Source organism: Lysobacter sp. CCNWLW3 (assembly GCF_036697405.1).
Lineage (GTDB): Bacteria > Pseudomonadota > Gammaproteobacteria > Xanthomonadales > Xanthomonadaceae > Lysobacter.
On sequence record NZ_JBAHWA010000005.1, the window covers coordinates 262,982 to 283,337 of the forward strand.

General features: G+C 70.6%; 23 protein-coding genes. 16 read left to right on the forward strand and 7 right to left on the reverse strand.

Features of this window, described 5'->3' with window-relative positions:
* Positions 1-12 precede the first annotated feature (12 nt).
* From V1318_RS11545 to V1318_RS11560, 4 genes are all read left to right on the forward strand, one after another.
* A complete protein-coding gene (locus V1318_RS11545) occupies positions 13-591 on the forward strand; it encodes a hypothetical protein (protein WP_332939816.1) in 579 nt (192 codons plus the stop codon).
* A 73-nt stretch (positions 592-664) separates the two neighbouring features.
* Positions 665-985 carry a RebB family R body protein gene (locus tag V1318_RS11550; protein WP_055904514.1) on the forward strand — a complete coding sequence of 107 codons (321 nt, stop codon included), beginning with the start codon at positions 665-667 and terminating at the stop codon, positions 983-985.
* 85 nt (positions 986-1,070) lie between these two features.
* Positions 1,071-1,430, forward strand: coding sequence for a RebB family R body protein (locus V1318_RS11555; protein ID WP_055904510.1), 360 nt, complete (start codon positions 1,071-1,073; stop codon positions 1,428-1,430).
* 445 nt (positions 1,431-1,875) lie between these two features.
* A complete protein-coding gene (locus tag V1318_RS11560; protein WP_332939817.1) occupies positions 1,876-2,631 on the forward strand; it encodes a Crp/Fnr family transcriptional regulator in 756 nt (251 codons plus the stop codon).
* On the opposite strand, the gene V1318_RS11565 is transcribed toward V1318_RS11560, so the two are convergent.
* Together V1318_RS11565 and V1318_RS11570 are read right to left on the reverse strand one after the other, a co-directional pair.
* Positions 2,628-3,332, reverse strand: a complete 705-nt coding sequence (locus V1318_RS11565; RefSeq protein ID WP_332939818.1) for a YafY family protein — start codon at positions 3,330-3,332, stop codon at positions 2,628-2,630. The genes V1318_RS11560 and V1318_RS11565 overlap by 4 nt on opposite strands.
* Positions 3,333-3,510: 178 nt before the next feature.
* A complete protein-coding gene (locus V1318_RS11570; RefSeq protein WP_332939819.1) occupies positions 3,511-4,230 on the reverse strand; it encodes an arylesterase in 720 nt (239 codons plus the stop codon).
* Between the two features lie 47 nt (positions 4,231-4,277).
* Here V1318_RS11570 and V1318_RS11575 point away from each other — a divergent pair, with 47 nt between their 5' ends.
* Both V1318_RS11575 and V1318_RS11580 read left to right on the forward strand, forming a co-directional pair.
* A complete protein-coding gene (locus V1318_RS11575) occupies positions 4,278-5,048 on the forward strand; it encodes an ABC transporter ATP-binding protein (protein WP_332939820.1) in 771 nt (256 codons plus the stop codon).
* A complete protein-coding gene (locus V1318_RS11580; protein ID WP_332939821.1) occupies positions 5,045-7,540 on the forward strand; it encodes an FtsX-like permease family protein in 2,496 nt (831 codons plus the stop codon). The genes V1318_RS11575 and V1318_RS11580 overlap by 4 nt, the downstream gene beginning before the upstream one ends.
* A gap of 57 nt (positions 7,541-7,597) precedes the next feature.
* Here V1318_RS11580 and V1318_RS11585 read toward each other — a convergent pair whose 3' ends face one another.
* Positions 7,598-7,855 (reverse strand): hypothetical protein, encoded by a 258-nt coding sequence (locus V1318_RS11585; RefSeq protein WP_332939822.1) that lies wholly within the window; start codon positions 7,853-7,855, stop codon positions 7,598-7,600.
* Between the two features lie 147 nt (positions 7,856-8,002).
* Here V1318_RS11585 and V1318_RS11590 point away from each other — a divergent pair, with 147 nt between their 5' ends.
* The 3 genes from V1318_RS11590 to V1318_RS11600 all read left to right on the forward strand — a co-directional run bounded on the left by V1318_RS11590 (position 8,003) and on the right by V1318_RS11600 (position 10,569).
* Positions 8,003-9,094 (forward strand): class I SAM-dependent methyltransferase, encoded by a 1,092-nt coding sequence (locus V1318_RS11590; protein WP_332939823.1) that lies wholly within the window; start codon positions 8,003-8,005, stop codon positions 9,092-9,094.
* Positions 9,091-9,792 carry a pseudouridine synthase gene (locus V1318_RS11595; protein WP_332939824.1) on the forward strand — a complete coding sequence of 234 codons (702 nt, stop codon included), beginning with the start codon at positions 9,091-9,093 and terminating at the stop codon, positions 9,790-9,792. The genes V1318_RS11590 and V1318_RS11595 overlap by 4 nt, the downstream gene beginning before the upstream one ends.
* Before the next feature lie 66 nt (positions 9,793-9,858).
* On the forward strand, positions 9,859-10,569 hold the full coding sequence (locus V1318_RS11600; RefSeq protein WP_332939825.1) for an HAD family phosphatase: 711 nt from the start codon (positions 9,859-9,861) through the stop codon (positions 10,567-10,569).
* Positions 10,570-10,636: 67 nt separating this feature from the next.
* Here the strand turns inward: V1318_RS11600 and V1318_RS11605 are convergent, their stop codons facing one another.
* Both V1318_RS11605 and V1318_RS11610 read right to left on the reverse strand, forming a co-directional pair.
* Positions 10,637-11,179: a DUF1415 domain-containing protein gene (locus V1318_RS11605; protein ID WP_332939826.1), complete on the reverse strand. Its 543-nt coding sequence runs from the start codon at positions 11,177-11,179 to the stop codon at positions 10,637-10,639.
* A gap of 7 nt (positions 11,180-11,186) precedes the next feature.
* Positions 11,187-11,669 carry a YajQ family cyclic di-GMP-binding protein gene (locus tag V1318_RS11610; RefSeq protein ID WP_332939827.1) on the reverse strand — a complete coding sequence of 161 codons (483 nt, stop codon included), beginning with the start codon at positions 11,667-11,669 and terminating at the stop codon, positions 11,187-11,189.
* Between the two features lie 145 nt (positions 11,670-11,814).
* On the opposite strand from V1318_RS11610, the gene V1318_RS11615 reads away from it, so the two are divergent.
* From V1318_RS11615 to V1318_RS11635, 5 genes are all read left to right on the forward strand, one after another.
* Complete coding sequence (locus tag V1318_RS11615; protein WP_332939828.1) at positions 11,815-12,870, forward strand: NAD(P)-dependent alcohol dehydrogenase; 1,056 nt, start codon at positions 11,815-11,817, stop codon at positions 12,868-12,870.
* Between the two features lie 353 nt (positions 12,871-13,223).
* Complete coding sequence (locus V1318_RS11620; protein ID WP_332939829.1) at positions 13,224-13,751, forward strand: DUF1453 domain-containing protein; 528 nt, start codon at positions 13,224-13,226, stop codon at positions 13,749-13,751.
* Positions 13,752-13,858: 107 nt separating this feature from the next.
* Complete coding sequence (locus V1318_RS11625) at positions 13,859-14,743, forward strand: DMT family transporter (RefSeq protein ID WP_332939830.1); 885 nt, start codon at positions 13,859-13,861, stop codon at positions 14,741-14,743.
* Between the two features lie 68 nt (positions 14,744-14,811).
* Positions 14,812-15,681 (forward strand): hypothetical protein, encoded by an 870-nt coding sequence (locus V1318_RS11630; protein ID WP_332939831.1) that lies wholly within the window; start codon positions 14,812-14,814, stop codon positions 15,679-15,681.
* 92 nt (positions 15,682-15,773) lie between these two features.
* A complete protein-coding gene (locus tag V1318_RS11635) occupies positions 15,774-16,220 on the forward strand; it encodes a DUF1801 domain-containing protein (protein ID WP_332939832.1) in 447 nt (148 codons plus the stop codon).
* 124 nt (positions 16,221-16,344) lie between these two features.
* On the opposite strand, the gene V1318_RS11640 is transcribed toward V1318_RS11635, so the two are convergent.
* Positions 16,345-17,670: an amidohydrolase family protein gene (locus V1318_RS11640; RefSeq protein WP_332939833.1), complete on the reverse strand. Its 1,326-nt coding sequence runs from the start codon at positions 17,668-17,670 to the stop codon at positions 16,345-16,347.
* 186 nt (positions 17,671-17,856) lie between these two features.
* Positions 17,857-18,501, reverse strand: coding sequence for an OmpW family outer membrane protein (locus V1318_RS11645; RefSeq protein ID WP_091637792.1), 645 nt, complete (start codon positions 18,499-18,501; stop codon positions 17,857-17,859).
* Positions 18,502-19,018: 517 nt separating this feature from the next.
* Here V1318_RS11645 and V1318_RS11650 point away from each other — a divergent pair.
* Positions 19,019-19,807 (forward strand): DUF2884 family protein, encoded by a 789-nt coding sequence (locus V1318_RS11650; RefSeq protein ID WP_332939834.1) that lies wholly within the window; start codon positions 19,019-19,021, stop codon positions 19,805-19,807.
* 202 nt (positions 19,808-20,009) lie between these two features.
* A partial coding sequence (locus tag V1318_RS11655; RefSeq protein WP_332939835.1) for a biotin/lipoyl-containing protein occupies positions 20,010-20,356 on the forward strand: 347 nt, incomplete at its 3' end.

Here is a 20,356-nt window from a genome sequence, read left to right on the forward strand (position 1 = left end):
GCGAGTAGTGTCATGACCGTAAGCCGGAACGAGTTGACCGAGCAGGTGCATCAGTTCGCGCGCCAGTGGCTGGGCCACGATCTGGACGAGAACGAGCGCAGGCAACTGGCCGAGTTCCTCACCACCCTGAGCGCGAACGAGGCCGTGCTGGGCGGCTACACCGACCAGGCCCGGCGCCATGCCGCCGACATCGTCGACCAGGGCCGGCAGCGGGTGGAGGCGGCGATGAAGACCGTGCTCGGCGCCGCCGAGGCCCCTCCCGGTACCGGCGCCGCGCCGGCCAAGGGCGGCGCGCCGGCGGCCCCGCTGACCCGCGAGGAACAGGCGATCCTGCGTCTGCTGGAGTCCTCGCGCACGCTCGGCGACCTAAGGCCGTCGCACCTGAAGGGCGCGGGCGAGGGCGAAACCGCGGCCGCGCAGCTGGCGATCGCGCAGATCGCCGACCGTCTCGCGATCCTGATCAAGGCCGAAGTCGAGGCCTGTTTCGAGCGCCAGTACGGCCCGCTCACGCGCCAGATCGAGGCTGTGCTCGAAGCCGGGCGCGCCGAGGCGAGCGCCCGCAAGTCCCCGTCCGCCGCGTCGTCCGCCTGATTCACAAGGCGGGTTCCGCAGCGTTCATTGAAACGTACGGCATGGGCCGTACACGACCCCGAGGAGTTAAACCATGGCTTTCCCGACCGCCGTCAACGATCAGATCACCGATGCCGTCACCCAGTCCAACGTCAAGGTCATCGGCGAAGCGCCGGCCTTCGCGATGGGCTCGATCTACCAGAGCCTGGCGCACTCGACCGGCATCCTGTTCCAGAACGCCATCGCCGCGCAGCAGCAGCAGAACACGCTGGCGCAGGCCGCCGCCAACCAGGGCGTGATGCAGATCTACAGCCTCGACACCACGGCCGCCGCGGGCGCGACCGAGAAGGTCGCCCAGACCGGCGTCTCCGACAACCTGACCAGCCTGCTCACCGTGCTCAACGCCTTCAAGTGAGAGAACCCCGGCCGATGGCTACGCGCCGTCCGCCGGGTCTCCCAGGCGCGCATGTTCCTGACGACCGCATAACGAGGATTACCTCATGGCATTTCCCACCGCCGTCAACGACCAGATTACCGATGCCGTCACCCAGTCCAACGTCAAGGTCATCGGCGAAGCGCCGGCCTTCGCGATGGGCTCGATCTACCAGAGCCTGGCGCATTCGACCGGCATCCTGTTCGAGAACGCCGTCGCCGCGCAGCAGCAGCAGAACACGCTGGCGCTGGCCGCGGCCAACCAGGGCGTGATGCAGATCTACACGCTCGACACCACGGCCGCCGCGGGCGCGACCGAGAAGGTCGCTCAGACCGGCGTGTCCGACAACCTGAGCAGCCTGATGACCGTGCTCAAGGCTTTTACCGGCACCAAGCCGGTGAAGGGTCTGAACAGCGGTTCTCCGTAAGGCGGAAGGCGTCGGGCGCGACACCCGACGCTGGACGCAAGGGATGCGGCGGCCCCCGATGCCGCGTCCGCGAGGCAGTCCGCCGGCGCCCGCGCCGGCAGTCGGCCCCGCACCAGCCCGGACGCGTCGCCGCCCACGCGGCGTCGGTCCGGACCCAGGGAACGACCGCGACAGAACCGCAGGCAACCCATCGGATGGGGCGCCCGCGATCGCGGCACAGGCCGGCGCGGCTAGGGCTTGCGGCGGCAGGGGATTCGAATATGGATCGTTCGTCACGCAGCGGCGGCGCACCGCACCGGCGTCGCGTCGGCTACACCCGGATACATCGCCGCTGGTCCGACCGCGAGGGTCCCGCGGCGGCCGCTTTCGCAATTCCGCGCCATGGCGCCGACGCGCGCCGCGCCGGGACGCGCGCCCTGCCGCGAGGGTGGTCGCGCGCATGTGCATGACGCTGGACCGCTCCGCCAACGTACGCGCACGGCAGTTGATCCTCGAGCAATCCCCGCTGTTCCAGGGCTTGCCCGACACCTTGCTCGAGCACATCGCCCGCAACGCCACCGAGCGCGCCCTGGGCGACGGCCAGGCACTGTTCCTCAAGAACGACCCCAGCGATTTCCTGGCCCTGGTCGCGCGCGGACGGATCTACAAGATCCTGTACGGCCCCGATGGCCAGGAACTGATCGTCGACACCATCGAGGCCGGCGAGACCGTCGACGAAACCGCCTTGCTGGACGCCAAGGACCGCAACTTCACCGCCATCGCCTATGGCCCGGCGCGCGTGCTGCTGCTGGCGCGGCGGCATTTCCCGGCCCTGACCTCCGAGCCGGCGCTGCTGGAACGCGCGCACGCGACCTTGTGCCTGCGCCTGCGCAAGGCGGTCGACAGCCTGGAGACCATGTGCCTGCACCGGTTGGAGTCGCGCCTGGCGCGCTATCTGCTGTCGATCATGCACGACGGCGGCCGCGCCGCGGTCGACGGTTTCGAAGTCGCGCTGCCGCCGACCCAGAGCATCCTGGCGGCGATGGTCAACGCCAGCCGGCCGAAGTTGAACGCGCAGCTGCAGACCTGGCACCGCAGCGGCCTGGTGAGCCGGCGCCGCAACATCCTGCGCATCAACGACATCGACCAGTTCCGCTGCAAGGCCTATCTCGGCCGCGACTTCGTGCGCGCAGAGCCGCGCGCGCGCGCCAAGCCGAACTAGCGCGGTTCGGCGCGCGGCTGCGGTTCGTACAGCTGCGCGACCATGTCCTTGAGCAGGGCGCCGCGCCGCCGCGGCAGCGGCTCGGGCAGCACTTCCAGGTCGACGATGCGGTCGAGGCGGAAATGGCGGAAGTCGCCGCGCAGCTCGCACCATGCGCCGACCACCCGCGCATGGTCGAAGAAGGCCAGGGCCAGCGGCCAGATCGTGCGTTCGCTTTCCCGGCCGTCGCCGCTGCCGTAGCGGATGCGCAGCTTGCGTTCGTCGCGCATGGCGTCGCGCACGCGCTGCATGGTGGTGGGCGCGCCGCGGTGGGCGTTGCTGGGCGAGACCCACAGGCCGATCTCGCCGATCGCGTCGCGCAGGTCGCGCGGCGCGGCGGCGGCGATCTTGGCCAGCGCGTTGCTGGCCGCCAGCGACAGCGCGCGGTCGTCCTGGCGCTGCACCCAGCGCGCGCCCAGCACCAGCGCCTCGATCTCGTCCTGGGCGAAGTTCATCGGCGGCAGGAAGAAGCCCGGCCGCAGCAGATAGCCCACGCCGGCCTCGCCGTCGATCGGCGCGCCCAGGCTGACCAGGGTCTGCACGTCGCGGTAGATGGTGCGCAGCGATACGCCCAGTTCCTGCGCCAGGCTGGCCGCCGCGATCGGCTGGCGGTGCCGGCGCAGGGCCTCGATCAGGTCGAACAGGCGTTCGGTGCGGCTCATGCGGTGGTCGCGGCAGGATCAGCTGCGCACGATAGCAAGCGCGGCGGCCTCGCGCGCCCGACGCCGCGAGACGGCCCTGGCATTTCCTGTGGGAGCGGCGTGAGCCGCGATCGTCGGGGCCCGGAGTTGCGCAATCGCGGCTCACGCCGCTCCCACAGAAGGCCAGTGCGGCGCAAGCTCAGCGCAGCATGGGCCCCAGCTTGGTCCACACGTGATCGCGCAGCTTGGGCTGCGCGCTCGCCACCGGATGCAGGTTGTCGTCCTGGAAGGCCTTGCGATCCAGCGCGATCGGTTCCAGCAGGAACGGCAGCAGCGCGGCGCCATGGCGTTGCGCCAGTTCGGCGTAGTTGCGCTCGAAGCCCTGGGTGTATTCGCGGCCCAGATTCGGCGGCATGCGCATGCCGATCAGCAGCACCCGCGATTTGGCGGCCTGCGCGGCGGCGATCATGCGCTCCAGGTTGGCCCGGCTCTGCGCCAGCGGCAGGCCGCGCAGGCCGTCGTTGGCGCCCAGCTCGATCACCACCACCGCGGGCTTGTGCCGCGCCAGTTCGCCGGCGATGCGGGCGGCGCCGCCGGCGGTGGTTTCGCCGCTGATGCTGGCGTTGACCACGCGCCAGCCCGGGCGGGTCTGGGCCACGCGTTGCGCGGTCAGCCAGACCCAGCCCTGCGAGGCCGCCAGGCCGTAGCCGGCCGACAGCGAGTCGCCCATCACCAGTACGGTGCGCGCCGCCTTGACGGCCGGCGCGGGCGTCGCCGCAGCGGGCTGCGCGCGCGCCGGCTGGGCCTGCAGCGGCGTCGCGATCAGGGCGCAGGCCAGGGCCAGGACCAGCGACCCGGTACCGATGGCCCATTGAAGCCGAGCCCGCGATGCCGCATATCCCTGTTTATTAAGCGTCATTAATAAGGCCTCCGGATGATGTCGCTGGAGCAAGCATAAGGACGATCATGGCCGATTCCATTCAAGTGCACGCCGTACGCGCCGATTCCGTTCAGCGTGATGCAGGCCGCCGCGGCGCCCGTCGCGATGCCGGGGCCGCCCCCGTTCATGCCGCGCCCGCGCTGCGCGTCGAGGGCCTGGGCAAGCGCGTGAGCCTGCCCGGCGAAGAGCTGACCATCCTCGACGGGGTCGGTTTCGAGATCGCGCGCGGCGACACCGTCGCCATCGTCGGCGCCTCCGGTTCCGGCAAGAGCACCCTGCTGTCGCTGATGGCCGGCCTGGATACGCCCAGCAGCGGCAGCGTCGCCCTCGACGGCGAAGCGCTGTCGGCGCTGGACGAGGACGGCCGCGCGCGCGTGCGCGGCGAGAAGGTCGGCTTCGTGTTCCAGAGCTTCCAACTGCTGCCCTCGCTGACCGCGCTGGAAAACGTGATGCTGCCGCTGGAATTGCGCGGCGACCGCGAGGTCGAGGGCCCGGCCAAGGCGATCCTGGACAAGGTCGGCCTGGGCCAGCGCCTGGGCCACTATCCGCGCCAGCTGTCCGGCGGCGAGCAACAGCGCGTGGCGCTGGCGCGCGCGTTCGTGACCCGGCCCTCGCTGCTGTTCGCCGACGAACCCACCGGCAATCTCGACACCCACACCGGCCAGGCCATCATCGAACTGCTGTTCGAACTCAACGCCGACGCCGGCACCACCCTGGTGCTGGTCACCCACGACGAGCACCTGGCCCAGCGCTGCGGCCGCATGCTGCGCCTGGACAGCGGCAGGCTGGTGCCGTGAGGACGCTGGGGCTGGCCTGGCGCCAGCTGCGCCGCGACTTCAAGGCCGGCGATGTGCGCATCCTGTTCGCCGCCCTGGTGCTGGCGGTGCTGGCGGTGACCTCGGTGGGCTTCGTGACCGACCGCGCCGAACGCGCGCTGGCGATCGAAGCCAACCGCTTGCTGGGCGGCGACGCCGTGGTGCGCGCCGATGCGCCGATCGACGGCGCATTGCGCCAGGCCGCGCAGGCCGGCGGCCTGCGCCGCACCGAGACCATGGAGCTGCAGACCATGATCCGGGTCGGCGAGCGCCTGCAACTGGGCGAACTGCGCGCGCTGGGCGAAGGCTTCCCGCTGCGCGGCGCGTTCCGCATCGCCGACCGCGGCGGCGAACGCGACGCCGGCGGCGTGCCCGCGCGCGGCACGGTCTGGATGAGCCGCGCCGGCGCCGACACCCTGGGCGCCGCGCTCGGCGACAGCATCGCCATCGGCGATGCGCGCTTCACGCTGGCCGCGCTGGTGGTGCAGGAGCCCGATGCCGCGCTCGACTATTTCAACATCGCGCCCAAGGTATTCCTCAACCTGGGCGACGTGCGCGCCACCGGCCTGGTCCAGGAAGGCAGCCGCATCCGCTACCGCCTGGTGATCGCCGGCGATGCGGCCGCGGTCGAGCGTTTCGTCGCCGCCGCGCGTCCGGCCCTGGGCCGCGGCCAGCGCCTGGAAACGATCAGCGACGCGCGTCCGGAAATCCGTTCCGCGCTGGATCGCGCCGGCCGCTTCCTCGGCCTGGCCGCGCTGGTGTCGGTGGTGCTGGCGGCGGTGGCGGTGGCGATGGCCGCGCGTCGCCACAGCGAGCGCCATCTGTCCGGCACCGCGGTGATGCGCTGCCTGGGCGCGAGCCAGCGCACCCTGGTCGGCGTGCACGTCGGCGAACTGCTGATGCTGGGCCTGGTCGCCTGCACGGTCGGCGTGGCGCTGGCGTTCGGGCTGCAATGGCTGGTCGGCAGCTGGCTGTCGCAGGCCCTGAAGCTGTCGATACCGCCGGCCGGTCTGCTGCCGGCGCTGCAAGGCTATGGCGTGGGCCTGGTGGTGCTGCTCGCATTCGGCGCGCCGCCGGTGCTGGCGCTGCGCCGGGTGCCGGCGCTGCGCGTGCTGCGCCGCGATCTGGATCCCACCGAGCCCAGCGCCTGGCTGGTCGCGCTGGCCGGTTTCGCCGGCCTGGGCGCGCTGCTGTGGTGGAAGGCCGGCTCGGCGACCCTGGGCACGGCGATGCTGCTCGGCATCGCCGGCACCCTGGCGGTGTTGGCGACCCTGGCCTGGCTGTTGATCGTGGCGGTGCGGCGCCTGCGTTCGCGCCTGCGCGGCAGCCTGCGCTACGGCCTGGCCAACGTCAGCCGCCGCGCCGGCACCAGCATCGCCCAGGTCTCGGCCCTGGGCCTGGGCCTGATGGCCCTGCTGTTGCTGACCTTCGTGCGCACCGATCTGCTCGACCGCTGGCAGCTCGCGCTCGCCGCCGACGCGCCCAACCGTTTCATCATCAACGTGCAGGACGACCAGCTCGCGCCGGTGCGCAGCTTCATGAGCGAGCAGGGCATCGCCGCGCCGACCCTGTATCCGATGATTCGCGGCCGCCTGGTCGCGCGCAACGGCAAGCCGGTCACCGGCGCCGACTACGCCGCGCAGGGCGAGCGCGCGCAGCGCCTGGCCGAGCGCGAGTTCAACCTGTCGGTGGCCGCGACCCTGCGCGACGACAATCGGGTCACCGCCGGCAAGTTCTGGGGCAGCGCCAAGCCGGCGCGGCCGGAAGTGTCGGTGGAGGAAGGCTTCGCCGAGCAGCTGGGCTGGAAGCTCGGCGATCGGGTCGCCTTCGACATCGCCGGCCAGCCGTTCCAGGCCACCATCACCAGCCTGCGCAGCGTCGACTGGGAGAGCTTCCGTCCCAACTTCTTCGTGATCGCCTCGCCGGGCTCGATGGACGGTTATCCGGCCAGCTACATCACCGCCGTCAGCGTGCCGCCGCAGCGGGGCCGTTTCACCGCCGATCTGGTCTCGCGTTTCCCCAACCTGTCGGTGATCGACGTCGACGCGGTGCTCAAGCAGGTGCGCGGCACCGCCGACCAGGTCTCGACCGTGGTCGAGGTGGTGTTCTATTTCTCGCTGGTCGCCGGCGTGCTGGTGCTGATGGCCGCGGTCAGCGCCAGCCAGGACGAGCGCCTGCTCGAGGGCGGCGTGATGCGCGTGCTCGGCGGCAGCCGTCGTCAGCTGCGCCTGGCCCAGGCTTCGGAGTTCGCGGCGATCGGCCTGCTGTCGGGCCTGGTCGCGGCGACCGCGGCCTCGGTGTTGGCCGGCGTGATCGCCACCCAGGTGTTCGATCTGCCCTGGCGCGTGGATTGGACGATGGGCGCGGTCGGCGCCGCCCTGGGCCTGGTCGCGGCCCTGCTCGCCGGCCTGTACGCGACCCGGCGCGTGCTCGACGCGCCGCCGTCGGTGACCCTGCGCGAGCTGCAGAACTAAGCGCGCGGCATCGGCGCCCGCATCCGCCGCGGCGGGTGCGGGCGCGCCGGCACGGCTTTAGGCCTCCGGATGCGGCTCGGCCTGGAAGCGGCGCGCATAGCCGCGTTCCTCGGCCACCCGCTCGACCTCCGCGTCGGCCAGCTCCGGCGCCGCGTACACCGCATACGCGACCGCGCCTTCGCGGCGGCCGGTGTGGTGCAGGCGATAGCGCGGCCGTCCGCCGCCGGTGTTCTCGGGGTAGTGGCGCGGCGGCTGCGCGCCGTCCAGGTCGAGTTCGCTGTTGTCGACCATACCGCCGATGAAAAGAGCTCGCATGCGTGTGGTTCCTGGGTTTTCCAACAGCATGACCGCGCCGATGTTGCGACGGCATGAAGCCGGTATTCGCGCTGGTTCCGGCGCGAAACGGGCGTCGGCGCGCCACGACGGGTAAAATGACGCCGATGATCCGCATTCGACACTGCCGTGCGCGCTGACGCACCCGACAACGCGCTCGAAACCCTGTTCCTGCCGTTCGCCGAAGGCCGGCTGAGCTGGCCGGCGCAGGGCGGCGCCCTGTTCCTGCGCGCGCGCGACGGCTGGCCGCTGCACGCGCAGCCGCGCCCCGGCCTGGTCTGCGAGCAAAGCTTCAAGCCGCAGGCCGAGGCGCTGCAGCGCTCCGGCCTGAGCCTGGACGGGGACGACGCCGAGCGCCGTTACCCGCTGGTGCTGATGCTGCCGCCGCGGCAACGCGACGAGGCGCGGGCGCTGATGGCGCGCGCGCTCGCGCGCACCGCGCCGGGCGGCCGCGTGGTCGCCTGCATGAGCAACGACGAGGGCGCGCGCTCGGGCGAGGCCGACCTGGGCAAGCTGGTCGGTCCGGTCGGGCAGTTGTCCAAGAACAAATGCCGGGTGTTCTGGAGCGCGCCGCTGGACGGCCCCGCCGATGCCGCGCTGGCCGCGCAATGGCAGTCGCTGGATGCGATCCGGCCGATCCTGGGCGGCCGTTTCCTGAGCCGGCCGGGCGTGTTCGCCTGGGACCGCATCGATCCGGCCTCGGCCCTGCTGGCCGCGCACCTGCCGGCCGATCTGGCCGGTCGCGCGGCCGACTTCGGCGCGGGCTACGGCTATCTGGCCGCCGAGCTGCTGGCGCGCTGCCCGGGCATCGTCGCGCTGGGCCTGTACGAAGCCGAAGCGCGCGCGCTGGATCTGGCGCGCGCGAACCTGGGCGCCGATCGGCGCACGGCCACGGCGCGCGAGGTCGCGATCGATTACCGCTGGCAGGACGTCACCGCCGGCGTCGACGCGCGCTACGACGTCATCGTCAGCAATCCGCCGTTCCACGGCCAGGGCCGCGCCGAACGGCCGGACATCGGCCGACGCTTCATCGAAGTCGCGGCCCAGGCGCTGAACCCGGGCGGCCGCCTGTGGCTGGTCGCCAACCGCCACCTGCCTTACGAAGGCGCGCTCGAGACCGGCTTCGCGCAGGTGCGCACGGTCGCCCAGCAGGGCGGCTTCAAGATCGTCGAAGCGGTCAAACAGGCCGCGCCCGCGCGCGGCCGCACGGGGCGCGCATGAAGCTGGTCAAGCTGATCGGCAACCTCGGTTACGGCAGCCGCAAGGAAGTCGCGGCGATGTTCCGCGAGGGGCGCATCACCGATCCCGAAGGCGAGGTGCTGTACGCCGACGACCAGGTCGGCCACGAGCGCATCCGCATCGACGGCGCGCCGTTGGATCCGCCGGCGGGGCTGGTGTTGATGCTGCACAAGCCGGTCGGCTACACCTGTTCGACCAAGGACCCCGGCCGCATCGTCTACGACCTGCTGCCGCCGCGTTTCCGCCTGCGCTCGCCGCTGTTGTCCACGGTCGGGCGCCTGGATCGCGACACCAGCGGCCTGTTGCTGCTCACCGACGACGGCGGCCTGCTGCATCGCATCGTCTCGCCCAAGGCCAACTTGGCCAAGGTCTACGAGGCCACGCTGGCCTCGGACCTGCGCGGCGACGAAGCGGCGACCTTCGCCAGCGGCGGCTTGATGCTGGAGTCGGAGAAGACGCCGCTGGCGCCGGCCTCGATGGACACCCTGGCGCCGCGTCAGGCGCGCCTGATCCTGACCGAGGGCCGCTACCACCAGGTGCGGCGCATGTTCGCCGCGGTCGGCAACCACGTCGAAGCGCTGCACCGCAGCCGTATCGGCGGCCTGGGGCTGGACGATCTGGCGTCCGGGCAATGGCGCGCGCTGGACGCGGCCGATCTGGAACGCTTGTTTGGCGGCTGAAGCGGCCGCCGCGATTTCCCGTCCGCGGCCACCGCCGCGGGCCGATCTTGGCCAGGATGCACGACGATGCTGATCGACACCGCGCGCGCGGACGCGCTGGAGTTCGTACCCGAAGCGGTGCTGTTCGACATGGACGGCACCATGATCGAAAGCGAGGCGGCCTTGCTGGAGTGCTGGCGCCAGGCCGCGCAGGAGCTGGCGCTGCCCCTGGAGGACGGCCTGTGGCTGTCGATGGTGGGCCTGCACGACCGCGCCTGCCACGACCTGCTGCGCACGCGTCTGGACGAGGAACAGGTGCAGGCCCTGCTGACCGCGATGCAGGCCCTGTACGACGTGCGCGTCGACGCCGGCCTGCCGCTGAAGCCGGGCCTGATCGCCTTGCTCGATCGCCTGGGCGCGCAGGCGATGCCGAAGGCGGTGGTGACCTCCACGCGCCGGCCGCGCGCGCTGTACAAGCTCGAGCGCGCGGGCCTGCTCGCGCATTTCGCGCTGGTGGTGGGCGGCGACGAGGTCGCCCATCCCAAGCCCGCGCCGGACATCTACCGCCTCGCCGCGCAGCGCCTGGGCGTGAATCCCGAACGCTGCGTGGTGCTGGAGGACTCGCCGGCCGGCGTGCGTTCGGCGCTGGCCGCGAGCATGACCCCGATCCACATCCCGGACCTGCTCGCGCCCAGCGCCGAGGTCCGCGCGCTGGGTCATCGCATCGTCGCGAATATGGACGAGGCCCATGCGCTGCTGGCGCCGTGGCTGCGCGATGAGGCGACGGCGGCGCGGTAGTCCCGCTCCGGAAAAGCATCGGTTCCCTTCTTTCCCAAAGAGGGGAGCCGGGCAAAAGCGGGGAAACTCAAGGCGCCAGCAGCTTGCGCCAGCCCTCGATGCCGAGCTTTTCAAGCGTCTGCAGATTGCGTTCCACGATCGCGTCCGGGTCCGGAAACGCGGCCACCGCGCGTTCCACGCTGGCCTCGCGCAGCAGGTGCAGCATCGGATACGGCGAACGGTTGCTGCAGTTGCCGACGTCGTCGTAGGCGGTGTCGGCGAACTGGTAGTCCGGATGGAAGCTGGCGACCTGGATCTCGCCCTCCAGCTCCAGCGCTTCCACCGCCGCGTCGGCGGTATCGAGGAAATCGTTGTAGTCCAGGAAGTCGGTCAGCACCTGCGGATGGATCAGCAAGGTGGTGTCGACCTGCTCGGGCTCGGTCTGCTGCAGGCGGACCAGCTCGTAGGCCAGCTCCTCCAGCAACGCTTCGGGCGTGGTCGCGGCGCTGAGCACGTAGCGGACCTGGCCCTTGGCGACCACGGCCTTGGCGAACGGGCACAGGTTGAGCCCGATCACCGCGCGCTCCAGCCAGCGGCGGGTGGCGACGATCGGTTCGGCTTCGGCGTCCATGGGCGGCTCAGTCGCGGAAGTTTTCGAACTGCAGGGGCCGCTCGAAATCGCTGGCCTTGAGCAGGGCGATCGCGGTCTGCAGGTCGTCGCGCTTCTTGCCGTTGACGCGCAGCTTGTCGCCGTTGATCTGGGCCTCGACCTTAAGCTTGGCGTCCTTGATCGCGGCCACGATCTTCTTGGCCAGTTTCTGCTCGATGCCCTGCTGCACGGTGATTTTCTGGCGCGCGCCGGCCAGGTTGGTCTCGATGTCGCCGAACTCCAGGCAACGGCCGTCGATGCCGCGCGCGATCAGGCGCGCGCGCAGGATGTCCTGCATCTGCTTGAGCTGGAACTCGCTGGGCGCGGACTGGTTGATGAATTTGTCGTCGAGCTCGAACTTGGCCTCCACGCCCTTGAAATCGAAGCGCGTGGACAGCTCGCGGTTGGCCTGGTCGACGGCATTGGTGAGTTCGTGGGTGTCGACTTCGGAGACGACGTCGAAGGAGGGCATGGCGGTATCCGGATCGGTGCTGCGGGTGGGGGCTAAAGGGTAGCGCAGGCGCGCGGCCGCGGCACGTAGCGTTGCGCGCGCATCGACGCGAGGCGGCCTTGGCCTCGCTAAACTGAGGCTCTCGCCCCGCTCCCGGACCTCGCACATGCTCAAGACCGCCGCCTACGCCGCCGCCAGCGCCCAGTCGCCGCTGGCCCCGCACCCGATCGAACGCCGCGAACCCGGCCCGAACGAGGTCCTGATCGACATCCTGTACTGCGGCGTTTGCCACTCCGACATCCATCAGGCGCGCGACGAGTGGGGCGGTTCGATCTTTCCGATGGTGCCGGGCCACGAAATCGTCGGTCGCGTCGCCCAGGTCGGCGCCGGAGTCGGCAAGTTCCAGGTCGGCGACGCGGTCGGCGTGGGCTGCTTCGTCGATTCCTGCCGCGAATGCCCGCAATGCCGCGACGGCCTGGAGCAGTACTGCGACCAGGGCATGACCGGCACCTACAACTCGCGCGAGCGCAACGGCGGCGCGCCCACCTACGGCGGCTACTCGACCCGGATCACGGTCGATCAGGATTACGTGCTGCGCATTCCCGCATCGATCCCGCTGGATCGCGCCGCGCCGCTGCTATGTGCGGGCATCACCACGTATTCGCCGCTCAAGCACTACGGCGTCAAGGCCGGCGACCGCGTGGCCGTGGTCGGGCTGGGCGGTCTGGGGCACATGGCGGTCAAGCTGGCGGCGGCGATGGGCGCCCAGGTCACCGTGCTGAGCACCTCCGAATCCAAGCGCGAGGCCGCGCTGGCCCTGGGCGCGCAGGAGTTCGCCGCCACCCGCGATCCGGCCGTGTTCAAGACGCTGGCGCGCAGCTTCGACTTCATCATCGATTCGGTGTCCGGCGAGCACGACTACAACGCCTACCTGTCGCTGCTCAAGGTCGACGGCACGATGGTCCTGCTGGGCATCCCGGAAACGCCGGCGCCGGTCGCGGCGGGCGTGCTGATCACCAAGCGCCGCCGCCTGGCCGGCTCGATGATCGGCGGCATCGCCGAGACCCAGGAAATGCTGGACTTCTGCGCCGAGCACGGCGTGGCCTCGGACATCGAGCTGATCGATATCGCCCAGATCAACGAAGCCTACGAGCGCATGATCAAGGGCGACGTGCGCTACCGCTTCGTGATCGACATCGCCAGTCTCGAAAAAGCGGCCTGAGCGCCGGCGCCGGCCGGTTCGCCACCGCTTTCCGTTGCAGCGGCGTGTGCCGCGATCAAGCCACACGCCACCGCTTTCCGTGGCAGCGGCGTAAGCCGCGATCGAGCCACACGCCACCGCTTTCCGTGGCAGCGGCGTGAGCCGCGATCGCGCCACACGCCACCGCTTTCTGTGGGAGCGGCGTAAGCCGCGATCGAGCCACACGCCACCGCTTTCTGTGGGAGCGGCGTAAGCCGCGATCGAGCCACGCCGGCCGACGCAGCCCCTATCGCGGCTCGCGCCGCTCCCACAGTGCGGCGCCTTCGCCCTCGATCGGCGCGTCCTGCCCATGCGCCATCGGCTAAGCTGGCCGCATGCAACTGCTGCTGATCCCGCTGCTCGTCCTGGTCATGGTCCTGCTGTGGGCCCTGCTGTTGCCGGTGGCGCTGATCCAGCGCTATCGCTACGGCAAGTCGCGGCGGCGCGCGATCGGCTGGACGATCGCGCTCAATGTGTTCGCGAGCTTCGTATCGCTGCTGCTGTTCTTCTTCAGCGCCTGGATCGCCGCTCACTGGATCGCCGACGCCACGGTCTACGCGGCGGTCGGCGTGGCGCTGGGTCTGCTGCTGGGCGCGGCCGGCCTGGCGCTGACCCGCTTCGAAACCGAGCCGGGCGCGCTGTACTACACGCCCAATCGTTGGCTGGTGCTGGGCCTGACCCTGATCGTCGCCGCGCGCCTGGGCTTCGGCCTGGTGCAGGCGCTGCATCTGTGGGGCGAACAGGCCGCGCGCGGCGCCTGGCTGTCGCGCCAGGGCAGCCTGCTCGCGGTCGGCGGCATGATGCTGGGCTATTACCTCAGTTACGCCTTCGGCCTGCGCCGCCGTTGCAGGCGCCTGGCCTAAACGGCCCATGACGGCGCGCGCGATTGCCGGCAAGATGCGCGTTCGCTTCCCCCGACCGCGGACATGATCACCGACCCCTACGCTACCGCCATGCGCGGCGACGCCGCATGAGCGCCGATCGCAAACGCCAGACCCGCGCGGCGGTGTTCATGCTGGTGGCGGTCGGCCTGTTCGCGACCATGGACGCCGGCCTCAAATTGCTCAGCGCGCACTATCCGCCGTTCCAGGTCGCCTCGCTGCGCGGCGCGGCCTCCCTGCCGTTCGTGCTGGCCTGGGCCCTGGCCACCGCGGGCCCGGCCGCGCTGGTGCGCGTGCGCTGGTCCCTGCACCTGCTGCGCGGCGTGCTCGGCATCGGCATGATGGCGGCCTTCGTGTACGCGCTGCGCACGCTGCCGCTGTCGACCGCCTACTCGATCTTCTTCGTTGCCCCGCTGTTGATCACCGCGATGTCGGTGCCGTTGCTGGGCGAGCGGGTCGGCCCGCGGCGCTGGATCGCGATCGCGGTCGGCCTGATCGGCGTACTGGTGCTGCTGCGCCCGACCGGCGAGGGCATGCTCAGCCTGGCCTCGCTGGCGGTGCTGGGCGCGGCCTTCGCCTACGCGGTCAGCGCGATCACCGTGCGCCTGCTCGCGCGCACCGACAGCACCCAGTCGATGATGGTCTGGCTGATGGCGATGATCGCGATCGGCTCCGGCGCGCTGGCCTGGCCGGACTGGGTCGCGATCCGCACCGCCGACCTGTGGATCATCCTCGGCGTCGGCATCGCCGGCGGCCTGGGCCAGTACGCGATCACCGAAGCCTTCCGCCTCGGCGAGGCCTCGCTGATCGCGCCGCTGGAATACACCGCGCTGGTCTGGGGCGTGCTGCTCGACCTCAGCCTGTGGGGCGTGCTGCCGGACGCGATCACCTGGCTGGGCGCGGCGATCATCGTCGCCAGCGGCCTGTACCTGCTGCGCCGCGAGCGCGTGCATATCGAATCCGAACATCCCTGAATCGGGCTCTGGCCGGGCCGAGCCCGGTATCGCGTTTGTCTGTCTGTCTCCACACACAGGCATGCTCGATGAAAACGTTCAGGACGAACTCCGTCACCGGCAAGCGCGCCGCGATCGCGCTGCTGCTCATCGGCGCGGTGACGGCCGCCACGGTCTGGGCCTATCAGCGCCCGAACGAACAGGTGGTATTGGAACCGATCAAGCGCGGCGCCGACATTCCCGCCAGCGCCCGCCAACGCAAACTCTCGCTCGACGCCGCCAAGGCCGCCGCGCCGATTTCGCTGGCGGCCGTCGCGGTGACCGACGAGGAGGTTGGCGACAGCGACTCCTTCGGCCGCAATCTGCGCTGGTTGGGCCTGGCCGACATGGCGGTCGAACTCACCGATACCTGCCCCGGCACGGATCCGGATGCGGGCTGCCAGGTGCTCAATCCGACGCCGGCGTTCACGCCGTTCGCGTTCGAGGACCTGGGCCGCATCACCCTGCCGGGCAAGTCGACCCAGTCGCTGCTGTGCTATTGGTTCTCGCCGGTACTGACCGTGCGCTACGCCAACCCGACGCCGAACCCGGTGCTGGCGCGGCTGCGCTACTCGCCGACGCTGACCATCGAGAATCCGGTGCTGGCCACGCCGGGCCTGATCGATCCGACCACCGGCCTGCCCTTCGACGGCAAACTGCTGACCGGCATGACCTCGTCGGAAATGTTCGAGGTGCCGCTGGCGCCGGGCGTGGCCTACACCGAGCGCACGCGCGATTCGGCGGTGTGCATCGCCGGCTTCCTCAGCCGCAAGTCCCTGGCCGATACCTACGGCCTCAGCGATGCCCAGATCAAGGAATTCTTCAAGAAGCCGACCACCGTGCGCATGAACATCAGCGGCAGCGCGCAGTACGTGGAATCGGCCTCGCTGTACTTCGGCCTGCGCATCATCGGCGACTGAGGCCGCGGGGAGTTCGATGGCGGCGGGCGCGGCGATGGGGGCGCGCCCGCCGCCAACTTCGCTCCGGCCCGATTCGCGGGTAGGGTAGCGCCATGGTCAGCAGCGCCGCCAAAACCGTGTCCGCCTATCTGGCCGAGCTCGCGCCCGAGCGCCGCGCAGTGGTCGCGGCGGTGCGCGAGCTGGTCAATGCGCATCTGCCGGCCGGCTACGTCGAGGAGATGGCCTTCGGCATGATCGGCTGGAACGTACCGCTGGCGCGCTATGGCGCGACCTATAACCGCCAGCCGTTGTGTTACGCCGCCCTGGCGGCGCAGAAGAACGCCTATTCGCTATACCTCAACTGCGTCTACGCCGACTCCGAACGCGACCGGCGCCTGCGCGAAGCCTATGCGCAAACGGGGCTCAAGCTCGACCTGGGCAAGAGCTGCCTGCGCTTCAAGTCGCTGGACGGGCTGCTGCGCGACGAGATCGGCGCGATCGTCGCTTCGACCTCGGTGGAGCAGTACATCGCGATGTACGAAGCGAGCCGCAAGGGTTAAAGGCGGCAATAGCAAATCCCCCTCAATCCCCCTTTTTCAAAGGGGGAGGACAAGCATGCCCTCGATCGTATGTCGTTCCCCTTTGGAGAAGGGGGTTGGGGGATTTGCTTCTGATGCTCCCGCCCTACGGCGCCACCGCCTTCGCATCCCGCACCACCACCTCGCCGCCCTTCATCACGAACACCGGCTGCGCGTCGAGGGCGTGGATATCGGCGAGCGGGTCGCCGCTGACCGCGACCAGGTCGGCGTAGCGGCCGGCTTCGACCGAGCCGACCTGGTCCGACCGGCCCAGCAGTTCGGCCGCGTCCGAGGTGGCCGCGCGCAGGGCCTGCATCGGCGTCATGCCCCATTCGACCATCTTCGGGAACTGCTTGCGGTTGTCGCCATGCGGGTACACGCCGGCGTCGCTGCCGAAGCCCATGCGCGCGCCGGCGCGCACGGCCTTGCGGAAGTTCTCGCGCTGGGTGCGGCCGACCAGCTTTTCCTTGTCGATCATCTGCTGCGGGAAACCCAGGCGCGAGTATTCGGCCAGGATGTAGTCGTCGTTGTAGACGTCCATGACCAGCCAGGTGCCCTTCTGCTTGGCCAGGCGCAGGCCCTCGTCGTCGATGAAGCTGGCGTGCTCGATCGAATCGACGCCAGCCAGGATCGCCATGCGGATCGCTTCGGCGCCGTGCGCGTGCGCGGCCACGCGCTTGCCCCAGCGGTGCGACTCGTCGACGATCGCGTTCATCTCCTCCTGGGTGTACTGCGGTGCGCCCACCGAGGCCTCGGCGCTGAGCACGCCGGCGCCGGCCATGAACTTGATCACTTCGGCGCCGTGCTTGACGTTGTCGCGGACCTTGGCGCGCACCGCTTCGACGCCGTCGGCGACGCCGGTGGCGTTGTGGAATTCCAGATAGGGCGAGAAGCCGGTGCCGCCGTCGATATGGCCGCCGGTGGCGCCGATGGCCAGGCCCGAGGGCAGGATGCGCGGGCCCTGCAGGCGGCCGTGCTCGATCGCGCGCGCCAGGGCGACATCGATGTACTCGGCCGAGCCGACGTTGCGCACGGTGGTGAAGCCCGCATGCAGGGTGCGTTGGGCGTACACGTGCGCGGTCACCGCGTCGTCGATGGGACTGCGCTTGAGGATGTCCTCGAAGTAGTTGCCGGTGCCGCTGGTGGGATCGCCGGTGATGTGCACGTGCAGGTCGATGAAGCCCGGCATCAGGGTGGCGCCGCCCAGGTCGATCAGTTCCACCCCGGCCGGCGCCTCGCCGCCGCCGGATACGCCGACGATCTTCTCGCCCTCGATCAGCACCAGCGGACGCTCGATCACGCGCTGATGGGCGGTGTCGATCAGGCGTGCGGCGCGCAGCGCGACGCGCTTGGGCGCGGCAGGGGCGTCGGCCGCGTACGCGTCGGCGCCGGGGAGTGCGAGCAGCAGGGCAAGCAGGACGGGCAGACGCATGGAGGCACTCGCGACAGGACGGAAGCCCGAGTGTAGCCATGCCCGCACGGGCGGAGCAGTGCGCAAGGGCCGGTTTCGAACCGCGCGCGGTGGCAGGGGATGGCGCGGAAGGTTCCTCTTCCACAAAAAAAGCGGACCCCGTCGCCGGGGTCCGCCTTGCTTGCGTGCCAGGTGGCGCGTCGCGCTTTAGAAGCGTGCGCCCAGGCCGACGCCCAGGACCACCGGATTCAACTCGGCTTCGCCGACCTTGACGCCGTTGACGCGCGCGTCGGACTTGCCCTGCAGGTAGCGCACGTCGGCGCGCGCGAACCAGGTCGGGTTGATGTTGAGGTCGACGCCGGCGGTGGCCATCGCGCCCTTGGCGGTTTCCACGCCGATGCGCTGGCCGGCCAGCGCGCCGGTCGGCTCGGCCTTCTCGCCGCTGTAGTTGGACTCGTAGTAGCCCAGGCCCACGAACGGACGCACGACCTTGTCCGGCGCGCCGAAGTGGTACTGGCCGCTCACGGCGTAGGGCTGCGCGTCGACGCTGCCGGCCTTGGCGCCGTTGAGGTTGACGCGGTGACCGAACTTGTCGGCCGCGCCCCAGGCTTCGACCGCGATGTTGTCGGTGATGTAGTAGCTGGCGCTCAGGGTGGCGGCGCCGTCGCCGTCGGCCTGGGCGCGCGCGCCGGCGATCGACGGGTTCTTGGTCGGCTCGGACAGCGCGTAGCCGCCGACGACGGCGAAACGCTTGCCGGCCGCGGTGCCGGTATCGGCGTCCTGGGCGAAGGCGGCCGGGGCAACGGCCAGGGTGCCCAGCAGGGCGAGGGTCAAATGACGAAAACGCATCATGGCGTGGACTCCTTAAGTTTCTTGTGAGTGCCTTGGGGGAGGCGTGCGCAGGCTAGGACTTCGCGCATGAACCGTGCTTGCCTCGCGATCGCGCATCGCGGAACTTTCGCGCGCGCGGCGCTGCCGCCACGCGCACGTCGCGATCCGCTTCGGGATGAACCCAACTTGAAAGCACGGCCGCACAGCGCCGGCAGCGGCTGAACGAGCGCGCCGCCGATGCCCCGGCGGCGCTCGCGCGAGCGCGCGCAAGCCGCGTCGCAGCGGCCTGCGTATGGAATACGGACCCGGCTTGCGCCGATGCTGAATCCTCGCGGAAGCGCGGACCGTATGGAGCGCCGGCCGGACGCGCGGCATGCCGCGAAGCTTGAAACCCGGCCACCGGACGGCCTGCAACCGGCGATGAACGAAGCCCGCGCCGTCGCGGCCCGCCATGACGAAGGTCACGCTCTCCACCGGCAGGGGACGCCGGTGCCGGCGCGCGGCATGATGGCGCCATTCCGTCATAGGGAGTTCGACGATGCGCCAGCCTGCCCAGTACCGTTTTGCCCGTTCCCTGTCGCCGCGGCTGCTGGCCGTGGCCGTGCTCGCGCTGAGCGGCGGCGCCGCCGGGGCGGCCGAGATCGAGTGCAATGTCGAAAGCGACTACGACCTGACCCTCAACGAGCGCAGCGTGATCTTCACCCGCGAGACCGGCACTCCCAAGGCGATCGTGATGCGCCAGGGCCGTTTGTTCGTCGACGAGGAATGGCTGAAGCTGAGCCCGGCCGACAGCCGCCGCATCGCCGACTTCGAGACCCAGACCCGCGCCGCCATGCCCGAGGCGCAGCGGATCGGGCGCGAGGCCGCCGAGATCGCCTTCACCGCCCTGGGCGAGGTCGCGGCCAGTTTCAGCAGCGACCCCAAGGCCGCGCGGGCCAAGCTGGACAAGGCCCGTGCCCAGATCGACGCGCGCCTGGCGCGCTCGGTCACGCCCACCCACTTCAACGGCAACGACCTGGGCGAGGGCATCGGCGAGGCGGTGGGCGAAGTGATCCCCAGCCTGATCGGCGACATCGTCGGCGGCGCCATCGGCGCGGCTTTCAGCGGCGACGAGACCCGGCTCAAGCGCCTGGAGAACCTGGACGCCCAAGTGGAGGCCAAGGTCAAGCCGCGCGCGGACGCGCTGGAAGTGCGCGCCGAAGGCCTGTGCCGGCGCATGGTCGAACTGGACCGGCTCGACGACGCGCTCGAAGTCCGGGTCGCCGGCAAGCCCCTGAACCTGATGACGGCCAAGGCCGGATCGCGCAGCGACAAGGCCGACAAGTAAGCGCAGCGGTCCGCGCCGCATCCCGGCGCGCACCGGCCGGGGCCGGCGGCGCGGTCGTCCTTGCCGCTGCCGGGCCCCGCGCCGCCGTACCCGCGCGGCCCCAGTACCCGTGCGTACGCGCGTACAGCCAAAGGCTGCGGTTGGCGTGGCTGGCTTCAGCAGCCACAATAGGGTTTTCGCGCATTTGCGGAGCCCCACGATCATGGCTGAGCTGAAGGAAGCACGCGTCCCCGATATCGGCGACTACGACGGCGTCCCCGTCATCGAATTGCTGGTCGCGGTCGGCGACACGGTCCAGCAGGACCAGGGACTGGTCACGCTGGAATCCGACAAGGCGACCATGGAAGTGCCGGCGCCGTTCGCCGGCATCGTGCGCGAGCTCAAGGTCAAGATCGGCGACAACCTGGCCGAAGGCAGCGTGGTCGCCCTGATCGAGCCCAGCGAAGGCGCCGTCGCCGCCCCGGCCGCGGCCGAGGCGCCCAAGGCCGCCGCTCCCGCCGCACCGGCGGCGCCCGCGCCCGCGCCTGCGGCTACCGCCGCGCCGGCTGC

Bases quoted from the DNA above. Each gene is read 5' to 3' on its own strand.
- V1318_RS11545 (WP_332939816.1), top strand. From the start codon at position 13: ATGACCGTAAGCCGGAACGAGTTGACCGAGCAGGTGCATCAGTTCGCG.
- V1318_RS11550 (WP_055904514.1), top strand. From the start codon at position 665: ATGGCTTTCCCGACCGCCGTCAACGATCAGATCACCGATGCCGTCACC.
- V1318_RS11555 (WP_055904510.1), top strand. From the start codon at position 1,071: ATGGCATTTCCCACCGCCGTCAACGACCAGATTACCGATGCCGTCACC.
- V1318_RS11560 (WP_332939817.1), top strand. From the start codon at position 1,876: ATGACGCTGGACCGCTCCGCCAACGTACGCGCACGGCAGTTGATCCTC.
- V1318_RS11565 (WP_332939818.1), bottom strand. From the start codon at position 3,332: ATGAGCCGCACCGAACGCCTGTTCGACCTGATCGAGGCCCTGCGCCGG.
- V1318_RS11570 (WP_332939819.1), bottom strand. From the start codon at position 4,230: ATGACGCTTAATAAACAGGGATATGCGGCATCGCGGGCTCGGCTTCAA.
- V1318_RS11575 (WP_332939820.1), top strand. From the start codon at position 4,278: ATGGCCGATTCCATTCAAGTGCACGCCGTACGCGCCGATTCCGTTCAG.
- V1318_RS11585 (WP_332939822.1), bottom strand. From the start codon at position 7,855: ATGCGAGCTCTTTTCATCGGCGGTATGGTCGACAACAGCGAACTCGAC.
- V1318_RS11595 (WP_332939824.1), top strand. From the start codon at position 9,091: ATGAAGCTGGTCAAGCTGATCGGCAACCTCGGTTACGGCAGCCGCAAG.
- V1318_RS11600 (WP_332939825.1), top strand. From the start codon at position 9,859: ATGCTGATCGACACCGCGCGCGCGGACGCGCTGGAGTTCGTACCCGAA.
- V1318_RS11605 (WP_332939826.1), bottom strand. From the start codon at position 11,179: ATGGACGCCGAAGCCGAACCGATCGTCGCCACCCGCCGCTGGCTGGAG.
- V1318_RS11610 (WP_332939827.1), bottom strand. From the start codon at position 11,669: ATGCCCTCCTTCGACGTCGTCTCCGAAGTCGACACCCACGAACTCACC.
- V1318_RS11615 (WP_332939828.1), top strand. From the start codon at position 11,815: ATGCTCAAGACCGCCGCCTACGCCGCCGCCAGCGCCCAGTCGCCGCTG.
- V1318_RS11620 (WP_332939829.1), top strand. From the start codon at position 13,224: ATGCAACTGCTGCTGATCCCGCTGCTCGTCCTGGTCATGGTCCTGCTG.
- V1318_RS11625 (WP_332939830.1), top strand. From the start codon at position 13,859: ATGAGCGCCGATCGCAAACGCCAGACCCGCGCGGCGGTGTTCATGCTG.
- V1318_RS11630 (WP_332939831.1), top strand. From the start codon at position 14,812: ATGAAAACGTTCAGGACGAACTCCGTCACCGGCAAGCGCGCCGCGATC.
- V1318_RS11635 (WP_332939832.1), top strand. From the start codon at position 15,774: ATGGTCAGCAGCGCCGCCAAAACCGTGTCCGCCTATCTGGCCGAGCTC.
- V1318_RS11640 (WP_332939833.1), bottom strand. From the start codon at position 17,670: ATGCGTCTGCCCGTCCTGCTTGCCCTGCTGCTCGCACTCCCCGGCGCC.
- V1318_RS11645 (WP_091637792.1), bottom strand. From the start codon at position 18,501: ATGATGCGTTTTCGTCATTTGACCCTCGCCCTGCTGGGCACCCTGGCC.
- V1318_RS11650 (WP_332939834.1), top strand. From the start codon at position 19,019: ATGCGCCAGCCTGCCCAGTACCGTTTTGCCCGTTCCCTGTCGCCGCGG.